This window comes from Nocardia ignorata NBRC 108230, from assembly GCF_001612905.1.
Classification (GTDB): Bacteria; Actinomycetota; Actinomycetes; order Mycobacteriales; family Mycobacteriaceae; genus Nocardia; species Nocardia ignorata.
In genome coordinates, this window is sequence record NZ_BDBI01000036.1 from 25,399 (window position 1) to 41,744 (window position 16,346).

Annotated in this window: 15 protein-coding genes and 1 pseudogene; 15 read left to right on the forward strand and 1 reads right to left on the reverse strand. The window is 64.0% G+C overall.

All coding sequences use genetic code 11. The annotated features are described in order from the left end of the window. Positions 1–43 precede the first annotated feature (43 nt). The 3 genes from NI2_RS27440 to NI2_RS27450 are packed head-to-tail and all read left to right on the forward strand — an operon-like array spanning position 44 to position 6,760. Entirely contained in the window at positions 44–352 is a 309-nt protein-coding gene (locus NI2_RS27440) for a hypothetical protein (protein ID WP_067496589.1), read from the forward strand. A 16-nt stretch (positions 353–368) separates the two neighbouring features. Further along, positions 369–5,825 (forward strand): transglycosylase SLT domain-containing protein, encoded by a 5,457-nt coding sequence (locus tag NI2_RS27445; protein ID WP_067496592.1) that lies wholly within the window; start codon positions 369–371, stop codon positions 5,823–5,825. A gap of 8 nt (positions 5,826–5,833) precedes the next feature. Continuing rightward, positions 5,834–6,760 (forward strand): hypothetical protein, encoded by a 927-nt coding sequence (locus tag NI2_RS27450; protein WP_067496595.1) that lies wholly within the window; start codon positions 5,834–5,836, stop codon positions 6,758–6,760. Here NI2_RS27450 and NI2_RS33305 read toward each other — a convergent pair. Then, on the reverse strand, positions 6,757–7,323 hold the full coding sequence (locus NI2_RS33305) for an NUMOD4 motif-containing HNH endonuclease (protein WP_084476885.1): 567 nt from the start codon (positions 7,321–7,323) through the stop codon (positions 6,757–6,759). The two genes, NI2_RS27450 and NI2_RS33305, sit on opposite strands and share 4 nt — an antisense overlap. 69 nt (positions 7,324–7,392) lie before the next feature. Between NI2_RS33305 and NI2_RS27455 the strand changes: the two genes are divergently transcribed. The 12 genes and pseudogenes from NI2_RS27455 (at position 7,393) to NI2_RS27510 (ending at position 16,341) form a co-directional block, all read left to right on the forward strand. Then, a complete protein-coding gene (locus tag NI2_RS27455) occupies positions 7,393–9,099 on the forward strand; it encodes a Gp37-like protein (protein ID WP_133734258.1) in 1,707 nt (568 codons plus the stop codon). A 15-nt stretch (positions 9,100–9,114) separates the two neighbouring features. Continuing rightward, positions 9,115–9,834, forward strand: a complete 720-nt coding sequence (locus NI2_RS33310) for a phage gene 29 protein family protein (protein ID WP_084476886.1) — start codon at positions 9,115–9,117, stop codon at positions 9,832–9,834. Next, positions 9,831–10,481 (forward strand): annotated as a pseudogene (locus NI2_RS35355) (DUF1906 domain-containing protein); the annotation flags it as partial. The gene NI2_RS33310 and the pseudogene NI2_RS35355, both read left to right, overlap by 4 nt. A 57-nt stretch (positions 10,482–10,538) precedes the next feature. Next, the gene (locus tag NI2_RS35360) at positions 10,539–11,603 is read left to right on the forward strand and encodes an N-acetylmuramoyl-L-alanine amidase (RefSeq protein WP_067496627.1); all 1,065 of its coding nucleotides are present in this window, start codon (positions 10,539–10,541) and stop codon (positions 11,601–11,603) included. Positions 11,604–11,643: 40 nt separating this feature from the next. Further along, complete coding sequence (locus tag NI2_RS27475) at positions 11,644–11,985, forward strand: phage holin (RefSeq protein WP_067496602.1); 342 nt, start codon at positions 11,644–11,646, stop codon at positions 11,983–11,985. 27 nt (positions 11,986–12,012) lie between these two features. Next, complete coding sequence (locus NI2_RS27480; protein ID WP_133734257.1) at positions 12,013–12,312, forward strand: hypothetical protein; 300 nt, start codon at positions 12,013–12,015, stop codon at positions 12,310–12,312. 25 nt (positions 12,313–12,337) lie between these two features. Continuing rightward, a complete protein-coding gene (locus tag NI2_RS27485) occupies positions 12,338–13,003 on the forward strand; it encodes a hypothetical protein (RefSeq protein WP_067496607.1) in 666 nt (221 codons plus the stop codon). Positions 13,004–13,012: 9 nt separating this feature from the next. Then, the gene (locus tag NI2_RS27490; RefSeq protein ID WP_067496610.1) at positions 13,013–13,330 is read left to right on the forward strand and encodes a hypothetical protein; all 318 of its coding nucleotides are present in this window, start codon (positions 13,013–13,015) and stop codon (positions 13,328–13,330) included. Further along, on the forward strand, positions 13,327–14,580 hold the full coding sequence (locus NI2_RS27495; RefSeq protein ID WP_067496612.1) for a hypothetical protein: 1,254 nt from the start codon (positions 13,327–13,329) through the stop codon (positions 14,578–14,580). The genes NI2_RS27490 and NI2_RS27495 overlap by 4 nt, the downstream gene beginning before the upstream one ends. Before the next feature lie 20 nt (positions 14,581–14,600). Then, on the forward strand, positions 14,601–14,909 hold the full coding sequence (locus NI2_RS27500) for an LtfC-like domain-containing protein (RefSeq protein WP_067496615.1): 309 nt from the start codon (positions 14,601–14,603) through the stop codon (positions 14,907–14,909). Positions 14,910–14,915: 6 nt separating this feature from the next. Beyond that, positions 14,916–15,269, forward strand: a complete 354-nt coding sequence (locus NI2_RS27505) for a phage tail fiber protein (RefSeq protein ID WP_067496618.1) — start codon at positions 14,916–14,918, stop codon at positions 15,267–15,269. Between the two features lies 1 nt (position 15,270). After that, positions 15,271–16,341 (forward strand): hypothetical protein, encoded by a 1,071-nt coding sequence (locus tag NI2_RS27510; protein WP_067496620.1) that lies wholly within the window; start codon positions 15,271–15,273, stop codon positions 16,339–16,341. The last annotated feature ends 5 nt before the right edge of the window (positions 16,342–16,346 follow it).

The following is a 16,346-nucleotide window of genomic DNA, read 5'->3' on the forward strand; positions in this document are numbered from 1 at the left end:
ACGCCCGTGGCCACAGCTGTACCGACTGCTGCGCCGTCTCCCGATGGACAGCTGGTATCAGGCCGCGGTCGCCGCCGACGAACGGATCGGGTTCGAGCGAGCCCAGCAGCCGCTCTCCGATGAACAACAACCATTGTCGTTCGTCGGCTACTCGCTGCCAGTCCTTCTGCAGCTCAGACAGATTGACCTGCTCAAGGAGCTGATGCGGGTCATCCCGGGGTCGCTGACAGGGAAACTGCCGCCCCCCATGCCCGCCGAACCGCGACCGCGCACAGCGGAAGCCATTGCGCGGGAAAAGCTCGACCAAATCAGCGTTATGGACGCCCTGAAAAAGCTGGGCGTCAACATCTGAATAGAGGCGGTGCCCTATGGCCACCTTCGGTGCGTACAACGCTGGCTCGGCCCGCATCTACCTCCGCCCGGCACTCGCGAGCAATTTCCGGGCATCGGTGAAAGCCCTTCTCAAACCGATCGACGAGTCGCTGAATGTGACTCTGAAACCGGTCCTGGCGAAGGGCTTCAACGCCGACGTCAAGACGAAGGCGAAAGACGCCGCCGAAAAGGCTGGCGCGAAGATCGAATTCGGGTACAAGCTGGCGCCCCGGTTCCGCACCGAACTGAAAGCAGCGGCGAAAACCGAAGCCCGCGAAGCCGGTACGAAGATCCTGTTCTCGCCGGACCTGGCGAAAGGATTCCGCACCACCCTGCGCGGCAAAGTCAATGAAGCCGCCGCCGGCGTCGAAGCCACCGTCACCCTGCGCCTGTCCGAAGCAGGACTCCGGCAGAAGATTCGCGGCCTGAAATCGACTTTGCCCGAGGCCGAGTTGCGGATGAAGCTCGACCTGAGCGAAGCCGTCCGGCAGATCGAGGACTTCCGCATCGCGGTCGCCGCCAGCCCGCTGTCGATGAACGTCAACGTCGACACCACCGCGGCAGTCGCTCAGCTGATGGCGCTGCGGTCTCTCGCCGCGTCCGTCGGGGACGACGTCGGAGCGATCGGCGCCAACGGTGCCGCCCGCAATGCGTTGCGGGGCCGCCGTGGCGGGATCTTCTCCCAGACCGTGCGCGCGATCCGCCTCCAGGTGGAGGTCGACCGGGCCTCGGTGGCACGCGCGGAAGCCGAGCTGGCCAACGTCCTCGCCCGCCTGGAGAACGCCCGCCGCCAACAGGGCGACACCCTCGACCGGCTCAACCTCGCCGAGCAACGCCACGCCGAGGTGCTGGCCAATAGCAATGCGTCCGCGTCGCAGCGGATCGCGTCCGAACAACGCCTCGCCCGCGCCCGACGCGACCATGCCGACGCCACCGGCCGCCTCAGCTCCCTCATGAACCAAGAGGCCGACGCCCACGACCGCGTCGACCGTGCCCGCAACCGGCAAGGTTCCATCGGCAGCGCCCTCGGTGCTGGGCTCAGTGCATTCAACGCCGCCTCCGACCTCGCGATCCGTAACCTGTTCAGCTTCACGAACCTGGTCGGCGTCGCCAAAGTCGCGCTCATCGCGCTCGCCGCGGTGTCATTGGTCCCGCTGCTCGGGCAACTCACCCAAGCCGCCGGCGTCGTCGCGCTCCTGCCTGCAGCGTTTGCCGGATTCGCCTCCGTCATCGCCACCATCGTGGTCGGCACCCGCGGCATCACCGATGCGTTCAAAGCTGCCGAGAAGGCCCGCGAAGGCGCCGCAAAGCAGGCAGAGGCGCAGGCGAAAGCCGTTGCATCCGCCCAGAAACAAGCTACCGCGGCAGCGCGTGGTGTTGCGTCCGCTGAACGTGGTGTGGCCTCTGCTGAGCGTGGTGTGCAGTCGGCGCAGAAGGCTTCTGCCACTGCGCAGAAGGCGCTGACGAAGGCCCGCGAGGACGCCACCAAGGAACTCGAAGACCTTAACCGGCAACTCGGCCGAACCTCGCTGAACGAGGAAGGCGCCGCCATCGCGGTCGCCGAAGCCTGGGAAGCGATGCAGGAAACCTTCAAGGATTCCGACGCATCTGCCACCGACCGGCGCCGCGCCGTATACAACTACAACCAGGCGTTGGCTGATCAGCAGGACACCCTGCGTGAGTCCCGTGAACTGCAACAGCAGGTCAACGAGGCCAACGTCAAGGGCGTCGAGGGCTCTGACCAGGTCGTCGCGGCGCAGGAACGTGTCGCCGAAGCCGCACAGGCTGAGACCGACGCGAACCAAACGCTTACTGATGCGCATCAGTCCCTCACTGACGCCAAATCCCAACTGGCGGAGGCGCAGCAGGCGGTCGTTGAGGCGTTGAATGACGGCGGCGATGCCGCCGACGAATTCGCCCGCAAGATGGCGAGCCTGTCACCGGCCGCACGCGCGCTGGTGCAAACCATGCTGGACCTGAAACCAGCATTGGGTGAACTCCGTTCGTTCGTGCAGGAAAAGCTGCTCGACAAAATGGGCGACTCCATCGGCAGCCTCGTCCGCAAATGGATCCCCGATCTGAAAACCGGGCTCGGCGGCATCGCTACCGAGATCAATGGCGGCCTGCGTCGGGCGTTCGCCGACCTGGAAACCGAATCATCGCGGTCGAAGTTCGCCCGCATCTTCGAGAACACTCGCAAGTCGATCGGCCCGCTGCTTGACGGCATCAACGACCTGCTCCAGGCGATGCTGTCCCTCGCAGGGGTCGGCTCCGACTTCATGCCATCAGGTGCGGAACGATTCGCGAACTTGATGAAGGACTTCCGCGAATGGGCGGAATCCGAAGAGGGACAGAACAAATTCAAAGGGTTCCTTCGCGAATCGCTCGACACCTTCAACGAAATCTGGGAGATCGTCAAGCAAATCGGCGGGGTCATCAACAGCCTCTTCCGGGGCAGCGACGAAACCGGCGAATCCTGGCTCGACAGCATCAAAACAACGCTGTCCGAATGGAACGACTTCCTGAAGACCCCCGAAGGTCAGCAGGCGGTGAAGGACTTCTTCGCCGACATCAAGGCGACCGTCCAAGCCATCGTCGACCTGATGAAGACGGCGTACCAAATCGCCGACGACCTCGGGCTACTCCCCGAACCAGAACCAACCGGGCAGAAGCCCCCGGAGCAGGCGCCGGAAGACCGCACCGGCCCAGACGGTGGCGGACTGAACGGGTTCGACGAAACCCCATCGAACCCGCCGATCCTGTCCCCCCAAGGCAGCGATGGCGCCGGGCTCGACGGCTTCAACGAAACCCGACCGCGTCTCCCCACCGAGATCGATCCATCCAGGACCAAGAAGAACTTCTGGATGGGGGACGAGTACTACAACTACGACGGCGAGCGCGTCGACAAGCACGGCAACAAACTCGACCATACGGGCGGGTTCTTCCCCGGCGTCAAAGAAGGCAGCCTCGGCGACAAGATCCTCGATTCGCCGCTCACTCGGAGCGCTACCGGTCTCGGTGGGCTGTGGCAGTGGCTGGCCGAAGACGACGACGAGGCTAACGCCAAGATCACCGGGCTGTCTGAGAACTTCCAGGGTCTGGCTACTTCGGCCGAGACGAACTCGAACTCGGCTGGCACCTCCTGGTTGAACTTCGGCACGAAGCTGCACGGAATCATCAGCGGCCTCACCGGTTCCGGTGGCGCTTTGCCAACCTTGTCGACAGGGCAGAAGCAGGTCGCCCTCGACTCCGACGAACACGTCGACCAGGAAGCCGGAGCCTCCTGGGCCAGCATGGGCAGCAAAGTCAAGACCGTCGTCGAAACGCTCGTCGGCAGCACAGTACTGGGCAACCTGACCAGCAGTTTCACCGGGCTGCCATCGTTCTTCGACGGCATCACCGGCGGTATCGGCACCTCCTGGGGCACCCTGCCGGGCAAACTGCAGGGCCCGATCAACGCGGTCATCGACATCCTCAACACCTTCGGTGAACTGTGGAACAAGGTCGCCTCGAAACTCGGCCTCCCGACCTGGGATCCGATCGACAAGGTCGGCACCGGAACCGGTGACTTCTTCGCAGGCCGCCCAACCCGCCCCGAACCGGGCGGGCACGTCGGCGGCCGTTGGATGGGTGGTCCCGGCGGCCCTGTGAAGGGCCCCGGCGGACCAAAGGACGACAAGGCCGGGCTGTACCGGCTGTCCAACGGCGAACACGTCTGGACGGCCGACGAGGTCAAAGCCGCGGGCGGGCACGAAGCCATGTACAAGATGCGTGGCGCGGTCTTGCAAGGCGGTGGTCTGCAGTCCAAGCCGCAAGGTGATGGCCCCCAGGGTTACGCCGACGGCGGTGGTGTCGTCCAGACCAGCGACCCGCTCGACCCGATCCAGGCTCAACTGTGGGATCTGGTGCGCACCGCGATCCCCGATGCGGTGCTGACTTCGGGCAAGCGCTTCACCGACGTAGGCAGTGGCTACGACCTGCATATGCAGGGCAAGGCCATCGACCTCGGCGGCCCGATGCAGGAAATCGCCCGCTGGATCTACAACACCTACCCACAGTCAGCGGAGCTGATCCACTGGCCACTCAACGGGTGGCAGAACCTCGACGAAGGTCAGCCGCACGACTTCGGCGCAACCACGAACGCCCAGCACATGGACCATGTCCATTGGGGCGCAAACGATTTCCTCGGCAACCTGTCCGATGAAGAGAAGGCGTCGATCTTCTCCCGCATCGGGTCAGTCCTCGGCGGCGCGGTCCGCAGTGGCCGAAACGCGCTCGCGAACACCCTCCTGCTGAACCCACTTCGCAACGTCGCGAACTCCGTTCCTGACATCGAAGGCCTGGGGGAGGCCGGGAAGATCCCGAAGGCGTTCGCCCAGAAGATGGTCGAAGCGCTCGCCACCAAAGTGTTGGGCTCCGGCTCATCCGGTGGTGGGGGAGCGAACTACAACCCCACCGACGGCGTCGAGCAGTGGCGTGACCTCGCCATGGAAGCGATGCGCCGCGAAGGGTTCAACGCCGACGACCCGGCACAGGTCAACGCCATGATGGCGCAGATCCAGTCCGAGTCCGGTGGCAACCCGTCGATCATCCAACAGGTCCAGGACGTCAACTCCGGCGGCAACGAAGCCCAGGGTCTCCTGCAGATCATTCCTGGCACATTCGCGGCTCACCGCGACCCGTCGCTACCGAATGACCGCACAGACCCGCTGGCGAACATGGTCGCAGCGTTGCGCTACTACCGGTCCCGGTACGGCAACGACCTGACCACCGACTGGGGCAAGGGCCACGGTTACGACCAGGGCGGCATCTTCGAGAACAACACCTTCGGGTGGAACACCTCGGGCCTGCCCGAAGCGGTCCTGACCAACCCCCAGTGGTTGATGTTCCGGCAGTTCATCGACAACATGCAAGCCCAAAAGGCTGGCGTCGCTGAAAACCCGCAGGCCCAGACGATCCCGGAACCACTCAACACCGACACCGTCACCTCACCGACCCCGTCCACGACGCCGACCACATCCGACTCGGGCGTAGAGACGTTCGAGCAGGTCGGCGTGAACGCGCAGTCGCGGTTCACATCCGCCTTGTCGACCGGGTTCGAGGACTTGGTATCGAGCACGCTCGATCCGCTCGGCCTCCCGGATCCACGGGACCTGATCCCTTCTGCGGTCACCGATTACGGGGAGACCTTGTCGACGTGGCAGCAGGCACGGTCGGCATCAACGCAGGCATCCCAAACCTTGGCTCAGTCCGGGTACCAGGCCGCCTCAGTGCCGGCGACCGGCACCGCTAACCGAGTCCTCAAGGGCAACGGGGAAAGCGGCTCGCTGACCACCATCGACAACTCGACCACCATCAATTTGACAACGCCGAACGTCGATGAGGCGTACCGCAAGGCCGAGTTGATTCGCGATATGCGTGCGCTTCAGCACACGGCAACTGCAAGGGGCTAACGCCATTGATGCTTGAGTCCGCCCGGATCGACATCTACGGACCGGACGGCTCGCACTTCCTGATCAACGGCGCGGGCGCGTCGGAAAAACTCTTCTTGGCACCAAACATCAAGGGTATTTTCGACGCGCCTGTCACCACGTTGAGGAAGTCGAGCGTCTTCCAAAAAGGTGCGACCTACGAGGGCAAACGATACAAACAACGTGACATCACGTTCGCCGTAAACATTCACGGTGAAACCCCCGAAGAATGGCAGGACCTCCAGAGCCGGTGGAACGCCGCCTGGGACTACGAAGCCGACCGATGGGATCCGACATCAACCCTGACGAAAATGTCGGTCACGACACCATCGTCAGGGACGCGCAGCCTGTGGTTGGCGAAGAACGACACGGTCGAATTCGAATCGAAACACGACCCGCGGCTGACCCGGTCATCGGTTCAGCCGATGGCGGTTGTCGCTGATCAACCATTCTGGTTCGAAGACAAGTACGAGAACACCCCGTACGACTACTTCCAAACCGGGTCCACCGGCACCTCGGAAGGGTTCGTCACCATTTCGAACCCGACCGATCAACCGATGTGGCTGCAATGGGTAGTCACACGTGGAATCTGGACCCTCCCGGACTACACGTGGACCGGGAAGAAGCACCACCGAATCCCAGGCGGGCAATGGCCTAACCGGAAGATCACCCTCCCGGAACTGACCGCGCTCGAGGGTGGCGCCCGAATCACCCTGTACCGCGACAAGCTCCAGGTGCGTGACTTCGCGGGCACCAACCTCGCGGGCCGCATGAACGGTATTTCGTTCCTGCACCAGATCCCACCGAAAACACCGGAAACGAACCTGCCGGTGAAAGTTGAGGGCGCCCCCGTTGGTGGTGCCCGAGTCGACGTGTATTGCCAGCGGCGATGGTCGCATGTTTGGGAGAGCCGCTAAGCGGCGCGCTGCTCGCGTTGGGCAGCGCGCACGCGGCGCATCCGGTTTCGGCTCTGCTCGCGGCGGCATGCGCGGCATCGGCGATCCGTTTCGCCACTGGGGCGGGTGTACACCAGGGTGTTTATCTCGTCGTACGGGTGGCCTTGCGGGCAGTGAGTCTTTATCGCCTCGTGGTGGGTTCCGTGACGTACGCGGTCAAACGTGTTCTCACTGCGCGTTCCGTAGCGAAGGTTCGACAGGCGGTTGTCGCCGGGATCGCCGTTGTTGTGGCAGACCTCAAGACCCGGCGGACGGGCCCCAATGAAGGACTCCGTTACAAGCTGGTGAACGAAACGCTGAGGCGTTCGATCCGGCTCGTAATTGATCGTCACCTTCTTTCGGCCAATCGGACACGTGATGAGGGTCAGGATTCGCTCCCTGACTGTGTAGCTGGTGCCGTTGCTTCGGGTCAGCATCCTGGCTTCGGTCCTCACTCGTCCGTGATTTGAAACCGAGTACTTACCTTCGGCGCCAACTACTGGACGCCAAATTTCGCTGGGGGCTTCGGTGTTGTTTGTCGACACCCCCTATTCAACCTCTGTGCGCTGGCTTTAATTCCAGATGATCGCAGAATCTTTGGGATGTGACGAATATTGCCTGAACTCGTTGAACTGAGTCTCGAAGAGCAATGCAAGGCTATCTGGGACGCGACTGTCGCCGCTGAGGAAGCGGACCGCCGAGCGCGACTCGAGCCGCCCCTGATGAGGGTCTGGTCGGGAGATTTCAATCTGGTGGGAACGCTCGACAGCGAATATTCGGCCAGCTTCACTTGGCTGGACAACGAAGTCGGCCCAGGACTGACCGAGATCCCGCTCGACGACCCGCTTGCAAAATGGATCTGGCAAGTCTCCGCGCGTATCCAACGCGGCGAGAAACGCAACGTCTACATCACCGTCGACAAAGACGGCGCCCGCTGGTCCGGACGTATCCACGACCACACGGTTGAAAAAAGAGAAGACGGCACCCGTGTTTTGGTAGTCCGATGGCTCCACGATCTAAGTATCCTGGAGTACTACCTCGCATGGTGTAACCCGTTCCTGCCCGATTTCGTGCAGTTCCCGCGCGTGTTCTTCCTGGCAGGACCCAGTATTTGGGCGTTGAAGACAGCGCTGTTCCTGAACGTGATGCGCGAGCAGGACAACTGGTGGGGGCTCCCCGACGACCCCATGGACCAGAACTCCAGCGCACCCGGAATGGGCAACTGGTCGGTCGTCGTCAAACCCACCACATTCGCCGAAGACATGATGGCCGGAACCCTCTGGTCAGTGCCGAACTCACGTTTCAAACGCTGGGTCGACATGGCGAAAGACATCCTCGAAGACGCCGAACTGTCGATCCAGGTCCGCCGTTTCATTGCGGCCGATGATGAACAGCCGATCGACGGTCAAATCCTCCGCAACGGGGCGCTCGTCGTCGACATCGTCGACAAGTCCGGGTACTACTCCGACACCTCCAACGGTGGCGACCCATTCCTCGGTTTGAAACGCACCGTCGCGAAATTCGTCGAAGACTTCATCGACCCCATTGTCGAAGACATCGTCGACCCCGCGATCCCCGGATCCTACAAAATCCCAGGGCTCCGCCTCACTGACAAGTCATGCCCGTACGTGATTTACCTCGAAGGTGAAGAAACGGGCATCGAATCGTCGAAGTTCATCTTCACCCCGTCGACCGCCGTTCAGGTCGTGGCCGGTGGCCATTCGTTTCCTTTTGTTAACGAATTGATCTCAGCGGCCATTCAAACGGCAGGCGATCTGTTGGCCGCCGCAATCGTCGTGCCCCCCATTGGCGGTGCCGTGGATGCCGTCGCTCAAGTTTTCTACTGGGACACCATCGCCGCCTGGATGCGGATAGCAAGTCCGGGCCGAATCGCGAATTCTGGATGGGCGCGACCATTCGAAGTCCTAGCCTCCGGATCGGACCGCGCATACACCCTCGAAGCATTGCTATCGCTTCGAAAGGCACTGCACGAAACACGCTCCTGGTTCAGCCATGAGATCAATATTCGCGACGGCGCACCGTGGTTTATCGGTGACCAAGGCAAAGGCCACTTCTTCATCGGTGATCGAATCGGCGCACAGGTTATCGGAGACTTCGCCTCCACCCTCTACGTCGACGATCACATCATCTACGTCGACCGCGTCCGCGAACTCACCCTCGCCTGGGACCGGGAATCACCCCCGGAATGGGTGCCCGTCATCGGTGAGAAGGAAAAGAACAAGGACCGCGGCCAACGAGCCCTGTCACTGATCGCGGACCTCGGTTCGCTCGTCCAGCAGCTCGCCGTCCACGGCCGATAGCCAGGAGCACATCGAATGTCGAAGAAGTCGGCGCGCGTCCAAGAGCCGCAAGAGGTCGATACCTCACCGTGGTTGAAGGCCGGGGACTTCCCGACCTTCGAAAACTGCAACCCCAACTGCCCCGAAGAAGCCTTCCTGTGGATGTATTCGGGGCTCCCGGGGATGAAGGGCGCGCCGCTGCCTTTCCCGATCGAGTACCTCCGCGAGGTCTCTCGGCGGCAATGGGATTGCGGTGCACGCCCACCCGGTTCGACCATTCCGTCCGAGCGGAAGATCAAATACCAGCGGCCACGGCAAACCGACCCACATTGGCTGGTGTCACCGGGCGTCTGGGAACCGATCGATGCCCCTGACCGGTCGCAGTTCGACCTGAAGGAGTTCGTCGCGTCGCTGCCCCAGGACGCGAAACGTGCACTCGCGGAGGCGATGGGCTTCGACCCGCAAGGCGCTGTGCCGTCGGACGACCGCATCGTCGAGGGCGTCGAAGGCAGCGGCACCGGCAAGGTGAAGGGCTCACCACAGTACGGGCGCCCATCCAGCGACGGCGCTTACGTGACAAACGTGCCAGTGCGCGACCCCGGCTGGAACCCCTGCCTGCACACGGTCGACGAGGTCCTCGAGTACCTCGAAGCCGTTGATGCCGACGAACGTGACCGGGTGTTGGCGATCGAACGCTACCTGTCCAAGAAGCCACGCAAGACCATCATCGACCGCTACCCGGGGGTGGGCGTATGAGCACCGCAGTGGATTTCGCTGCCCGCCTGATCGACCCGGCCGCTATCAAAGCCGCCGGGCACGCCGGGGTAGTCGCCTACGTCAGCCCGCCGCGGCCTGGCGCCGAATGGATGCGGGCGAAACCGGTCACCAAGGACTACACCGACCGCTGCCGCGCCGCCGGCATCGACATCGCGTCGGTGTGGCAGTACGGCAAACCTGGCAACCCGTCCGCTCCGTCGGACTGGACCACCGGCTACGAGGGTGGCCGGCGGATGGCGCAGGAGGCCGCCGACCGGCACCGCGCCGCGGGCGGCCCCGATAAGGCGCCCATCTTCTTCGCCGTCGACGAGGACATCAGCCTCGACGCCTGGAACGGCACCGCCGTGCACTTCTTCCGGGGCGTGAACTCGATCCTCGGTGTGGAGCGCACCGGCATCTACGGGCACGCCCGCGTGTGCGCGTGGGCGGCCGAAGACGGCGTCATCGGCGCCGCACCAGGCGGGAAGTTCTGGGCGTGGCAAACCCGCGCCTGGTCCGGTGCCCTGATCGGCCCCGAAGCCGTTCTGTACCAGCGGGTCATCGACACCCCCAGCAATCCCGGCCCGCTGATCGACGGCACCGCGGTCGACGTCAACGACATCCTCGCCCCGAACTACGGGCAGTGGGCGCACTTCACCCAACCGACCCCACCGCCGGGAGGCCCCGCCGTGCACAACCCGCCCATGGTCGAAGAAGACCAAACCGGCAACTCCCCGAACTCCCACAGTCGCAACGGCACCCGCGTCCGCCTTGGCGTCCTGCACACCCAGGAAGGCAACGGCACCGCCCAGTCGCTCACCGACTACCTGAAACGGTCCACCTCGGGCGTCTCCTACCACTACGTGGTCGACAACGAACGCTGCATCGCCGTCGTCGACACCGACCGGGCCAGCTGGAGCGTGCTCGACGCCAACCCCTACACCGTGAATTTGTGCTTCGCCGGTAGCCGCGCGAGCATGACCCGCGACGAATGGCTCACCAAGTTCGGCCGCGGCATCGACATGGCCGCCTGGATCATGGTCCGCGACGCCCGCCACTACGGGTTCGACCCCCGAGTGATCGGCTGGGAGGAACTCGGCGCCGGGCGTGACGGATTCACCGACCACGCAGGCATCACCTACGGCCTCGGCATCGGCGACCACACCGACGTCGGCCCGAACTTCCCCTGGGACATCTACGTCGAACGAGTCAACTACTGGGCCACCGCCGACATCGCCCCACTCGTCAACGCGATCGACGCGAAGGCCGCCGAAACCCCTTGGCTCGGTGCGCGTCTCACCGACGGTGAGAACACCTGCCCCGACGGGGTAGGGAAGTGGGCGCACTTCGAACACGGCTACATCTACTGGCACCCCGCCACCGGCGCACACCCGATCTCCGACCCGGTGTTCGAGAAGTTCGCCGAACTCGGTTGGGAAGCGGGCCAACTCGGCTACCCAGCCAACGACCACACCGTCCTCAAGGACCCGTCCGGCGCCGAATGGGGTGTCGTGCAGGGCTTCCAGGGCGGCGCCGTCTACCGCCGCCACGGCCAACCCGCATTCTGGGTCCACGGCGCCATCCGCGACCACTGGAACCGCAGCGGCTTCGAAAACGGCCCCTACGGGTGGCCGGTCTCCGACGAGCAGCCGTTCGACGGTGCAGCGTTCCAGGACTTCGAACACGGCCGCATCTACTGGACCCCCAAGCCCACGCTCGGCGTGCTCGCCCAGGGTCCGATCGACAACCCCCTCGCCGACGCCGCCTAACCCGGCGCCCGTCAAACCCGACTACCCATCGAGGTACCCCATGTCCTTTGACACCCTCCGCGACCTCTCCGCAGATGTACGCGGACGCCTGTACGCGCTCCTCGCGCCCGTACAGGTCCTGCTCGTCACCCTCGGCCTGCTCAACGACTCCAACGCCGCACTGTGGGGCTCCGTCGCCGCAGCCATCCTCGGCTTCGGCGTCGCCGGCGCCAACTCGACCGCGACCTGGCGCACCTGGCTGTACGGCATCCTCGGTGTCGCCCAGCCGGTCCTGATCGCCTACGGCGTTGCGACCGACTCCCAGGTCTCCGCGATCGTGGCAGTCGTAGCAACCGCTCTCGGCCTCGGTGTCGCCGCGGCCAAGACTCCATCCCTGGGGTAGCCCGTGTGGTCCGTCATCATCCCGGCGGTGACGGGCGTCCTGAGCTTGTTCGTGGGATTCCTGATCCCACGATCACGCTCGCTGGAATCGCAGCGCGCCGACTTCACGGCGGTCCTCGCACCGCTGCGCGACGAGCAGGCGAGCCTGCGTGACCGGATCGCAAAGCTGGAGTCCCAGCACGAAGCCGATGTCAAGCAGCACTACCTCGACGTACGCCGCATCGACATCCTCGTCGACCACGTTCGCGATCTGCGCGCGTTCATCGCCCAGTACGTGCCGTCTCCGCCGCCGCCCCCGATCCCGCCCGAAATCTCCAACGACATCTGAATACCTGCGAAGGGGGTGATCCTCGGTGACCGCCCCCAACGAGCCGATTCCCAATGGCTCCATAGAACCCGGCGACTTCACCGCCTTCCAGGCGATGACACCTGAGGACGTTCAAACGTCGCTCAAAGCGGGCGCGAAGGTCTCCTACAGCAACGCCCACGGCACCCACGGCACCGAAGTCAGGTCCCGCATCAACGGCGCCTACGACGCGATCACCGTGGTCGAGGGGTACGCCGACCAAGCGGTCAATGACGCACAGGCAGCGGCGAATGCTGCCGCCAATGCTGTCGACATCGCCGACAAGGCATACCTGAACTCGTCGTTCTGGATCATCGAGTGCGTAGTCGCCTCCGCCGCGGTCGTGCTCGGCGACAACGAACTTCTCCTCGGCCCGGTGCTCAACGTGCCCGACGACCAAGACGCCTTCCTCACCGACGTCCACATCGCGCTGCTGTCCCAGCCCGCGGGCATGACGATCGACTGCAAGAAGTGGAACGCCACCGGCACGTCGTTCGCCACGTACACGTCAGCCGTGATCGGTGCGAACGTGACCCGCTACAACATCCCGCTCCTCGAAGTCCAAGTCTTCGACAAGGAGCGCTTCTTCTACACCGTGCCGACCATCACCGGCTCCACCGCACCGCAGGTCCTGCAGATCGCGGTCGCTGGCGTATTCACGCCGAAGCCATAGGAGGCCACTGTGCTGATCTTCCACTGCATCGGCGCCACGGGCACGATCGAATCCGCGCCCAGGGTGCAACCGAACCGTGAAGCGTTGTGGGCCGCGGCTTTCGAGGTCGACTCGGTCGAGGGCTTGTTCGACATGACCCCCGCTGACCGTGCCATCGAGATCCTCGACGCCGCGATCGCACGCTTTAACACCGTTCCCGACGAACTGCGTGAGCACCTCGATCCCACCGACCGGCTCGGGTTGCGCGGTAACCGGTTGGCGCTAGCCGGGATTCGTGCGTTCCTCGCTGACCACGGCGGCACGATCTCGGGGGCATTCGAAGAGTGAGCTTCCTCGTCCGCCGCAACGTGCCACGAGCCTGGGCCGGATACCAAGACAACTTCACCACCTACCCCGAGGGCGACGTCATTGGCCAAACCTACTGGCCGTGGGTGCACCTCGGCGGCGGACGCAGCTACATCAACAACCTCGATGAGCTCGTCGTCACCGAACAGGTTGTGAACGACGACGGACGCGGCCCCAGCTACGCGTGGCAGCCGTTCACCCCGAATTGGGGTTTCGAATGCGAAGTCTGGTACCCCGTCGAAGGTATCGATAACCAGCATTTCTTCGTGGTTTTCACTGATTCGTGGTCGAAGGTCGCACCCACCAAATTCCAAAAGGCTGCTGCTGTCGGGTTCAAGCATGAGCTTGGCGGCGCGGACAATATGGCCTACGCCGAATTCCCGGACATGTTCACCCCTTTTGGGAACCTGCACACGTGGGCCCCGCCAGGCGGGGCATTTTTCGGTCGCACACTGAACCTTCGCGTGTGGTGCGAAAACGACGAATGGCTCCGCATCTGGCTAAACGGAACCTATGTCGGTTCAGCAATGCCGTCGGCGCAATACAAACTCGGCCCGACCCGACGCGCTGTCCGGCTCGTCAACCGCTCTTACTGCAACGCGTGGGTGCGGAAGATCGACCACTACGACCGCCCCTCGACCATTCCGCCAATGTCGGTGTGGTCGTCGATCTTCTACGACGACTTCAACCGCGCCGACGGGGCGGTCGCCAACGGGTGGACCCAGCTCGGCACCGACGCGGCCATCGTCAGCGGCCACTACAAGAACACCGCCACCACCACTGATGTCAACCGGTCGGTGGGTTTGATCCGCGACGTCGGCAACCTCGACGGCCGGGCCCGCATCGAAGCCGTCGTACGCAACGCCACCTCCACCGCTGACGGCAGCCTGATGCTGTTCTGCAACGCCGCTGGCACTCAAGCGCTGGTCGCGAACATCTACAGCAACCACATCTACCTCGGCCGCATGACGTCCGCCGTCAACGGCACACCGTCATTCTTCGATTTCCAAGACCGCGCAGCTGTCGTCAACAACGGCGACAAAATCGCATTCACCGTCTACGACGAAATCTGCTGGCTCGAAATCAACGGCACGAAAGTCGTTTACGCGGGCAACGTCCACAACGTGGTGCCACGAACCAACCCATACGCGGGGCTGCGCGTGAGCCGCGACGGCACAGCGACCAGCGTCCAATTCGACGACGTCCGAATCTATTCCGGCGTCGGCCTCTAACCCTAATCCGGGAGGCCCGGATGCTCGGCAACGAGCCCATCACCGAAACGCTCCTGCTCGTCACCGGGCAAGACTTCATCCACCAAATCACCGTGCCCGAAGGGAATTTCATTCCCGTCGGCACCACCTGCTCCCTCGTCATCTACGACCCCGCAGGAACCACACTCGCCACCTGGTCCGCGACCGTCACCACCGCATGGGTGCAGTGGCACATCCAGTCCGAGGTTTCCGACACCATCACCATCCCAGCACATTTCCGTGTCTACATCCATTTCGCGGATGGCAAAGATTATTGCTGGTACCGCGGCCAAGTGGCCCGACAGGATTGATTCAAAATGGCAATTGCTGTAGCCGCAACGCGGCAAGTCCTCGCCGATGCATACAAGGGCATCAATGGCGGCTCCACCGTCTGGGTGTCCCTCCACACCGCTGATCCCGGCACCACCGGCACTGATGAAGCCTCCGGCGGCTCCTACGCCCGCGTCCAAGGCACCTGGACATCCGGCAGCGGTGGCTCACTGTCCATGGCCGAGCTGACCTTCAACGCACCCGCAGGCAACTTCACCCACGCCGGACTGTGGTCCGCGAGCTCGGCGGGCACCTTCCACGACAAATGTGCCCTCGCACCGTCAATCACCCTCGGCAGCGCCGGCACCATCAAGGTCACCCCCTCCTTCTCGGTGAGCTGACATGCGCGCCCCGCTCCCCACCGGCACACGATGGGTAGCGGCCCTGCCAGACGGCGGCACCACACAGGCGGCCCTGCCAACCGGCACCCGCGCCCGCCTCCCCGGCCGCTTCTACATCCCACCACCCATCGCCGCATCCACCGCCGAAGGCACCCTTACCGCCCAAGCCGCCCCAGTGACCACCGCAGCGTTCACCGCAACCGGATCGCTCACCGGCACACAGGCACCCGCCCCGGCCGCCGACTTCGTTGGCGTCGGCACCTTCCAGGTCCCGACCGACCGCCTACTCGCCGACGGCACCGCGACCGGCCTGTTCGAGGCGACAGCCGCACCCGTCACTCTCGCGCAGTTCACCGCCGAAGGTCTCCTCGAGGGCATTCAGGTGGCGGCACCCGCAGCCGCATTCACCGCTGAAGGTGAGATGGTCATCCCGACCAGCGCGGCTATCGCCCCGTTGTCTACGGAAGGGCACCTCGAAGCGACCGCCGCCCCAGTTACGCTGGCGCAGTTCACGGCCACGGCCGACCTGCTAGGCGCCACCTACGGGTCGACAGCGGCACAGTTCAGCGCTGCAGGCTCTGCTGCGGCACCGCTAGTCGCGTCCACGACCGCACCGTTCACGAGCACCGGCACCCTAGGCGCCGCCGCTGTCACGTTCCAGCCGTCGGGAATGAACAAGTCCGCCGGCACGACGATCGGCACCAGTTACGCCGTCGTCCCGAACTGGACCGCAGAGACCGCCACCTACCCTGGCTCGACGCTGTCCGGTCACGGCCTCGTGGTCATCGGCTCCACCGCGAATGGCCGGGTCGAAGTCAGCCTGGTGGTGGCGAACGGATCGTTCTCCCAGGTCGCTACCGTCACTCTTCGGTTCCACCTCAACGGCAACGCAACACCGTTCCACACCAGCGCGGGTACCAACGTCCCGGCGAATGGATCCGCAACTGTGACCACGTTCGTCACCGGCGTGACACTCGCAGGCGGAGACGTCATCACCGTCCAAGCCATCTCTACCGCGGCCACCAACGCCCGCACCATCAACTCCGGCTGGCTACGAATCACGCAGCCCTGACTAGC

Coding starts and splice junctions, on each gene's coding strand:
- NI2_RS27510 (WP_067496620.1), top strand. CDS start 15,271: ATGCGCGCCCCGCTCCCCACCGGCACACGATGGGTAGCGGCCCTGCCA.
- NI2_RS27505 (WP_067496618.1), top strand. CDS start 14,916: ATGGCAATTGCTGTAGCCGCAACGCGGCAAGTCCTCGCCGATGCATAC.
- NI2_RS27440 (WP_067496589.1), top strand. CDS start 44: ATGGACAGCTGGTATCAGGCCGCGGTCGCCGCCGACGAACGGATCGGG.
- NI2_RS27450 (WP_067496595.1), top strand. CDS start 5,834: ATGCTTGAGTCCGCCCGGATCGACATCTACGGACCGGACGGCTCGCAC.
- NI2_RS27475 (WP_067496602.1), top strand. CDS start 11,644: ATGTCCTTTGACACCCTCCGCGACCTCTCCGCAGATGTACGCGGACGC.
- NI2_RS33310 (WP_084476886.1), top strand. CDS start 9,115: ATGTCGAAGAAGTCGGCGCGCGTCCAAGAGCCGCAAGAGGTCGATACC.
- NI2_RS35360 (WP_067496627.1), top strand. CDS start 10,539: ATGGTCGAAGAAGACCAAACCGGCAACTCCCCGAACTCCCACAGTCGC.
- NI2_RS27500 (WP_067496615.1), top strand. CDS start 14,601: ATGCTCGGCAACGAGCCCATCACCGAAACGCTCCTGCTCGTCACCGGG.
- NI2_RS27445 (WP_067496592.1), top strand. CDS start 369: ATGGCCACCTTCGGTGCGTACAACGCTGGCTCGGCCCGCATCTACCTC.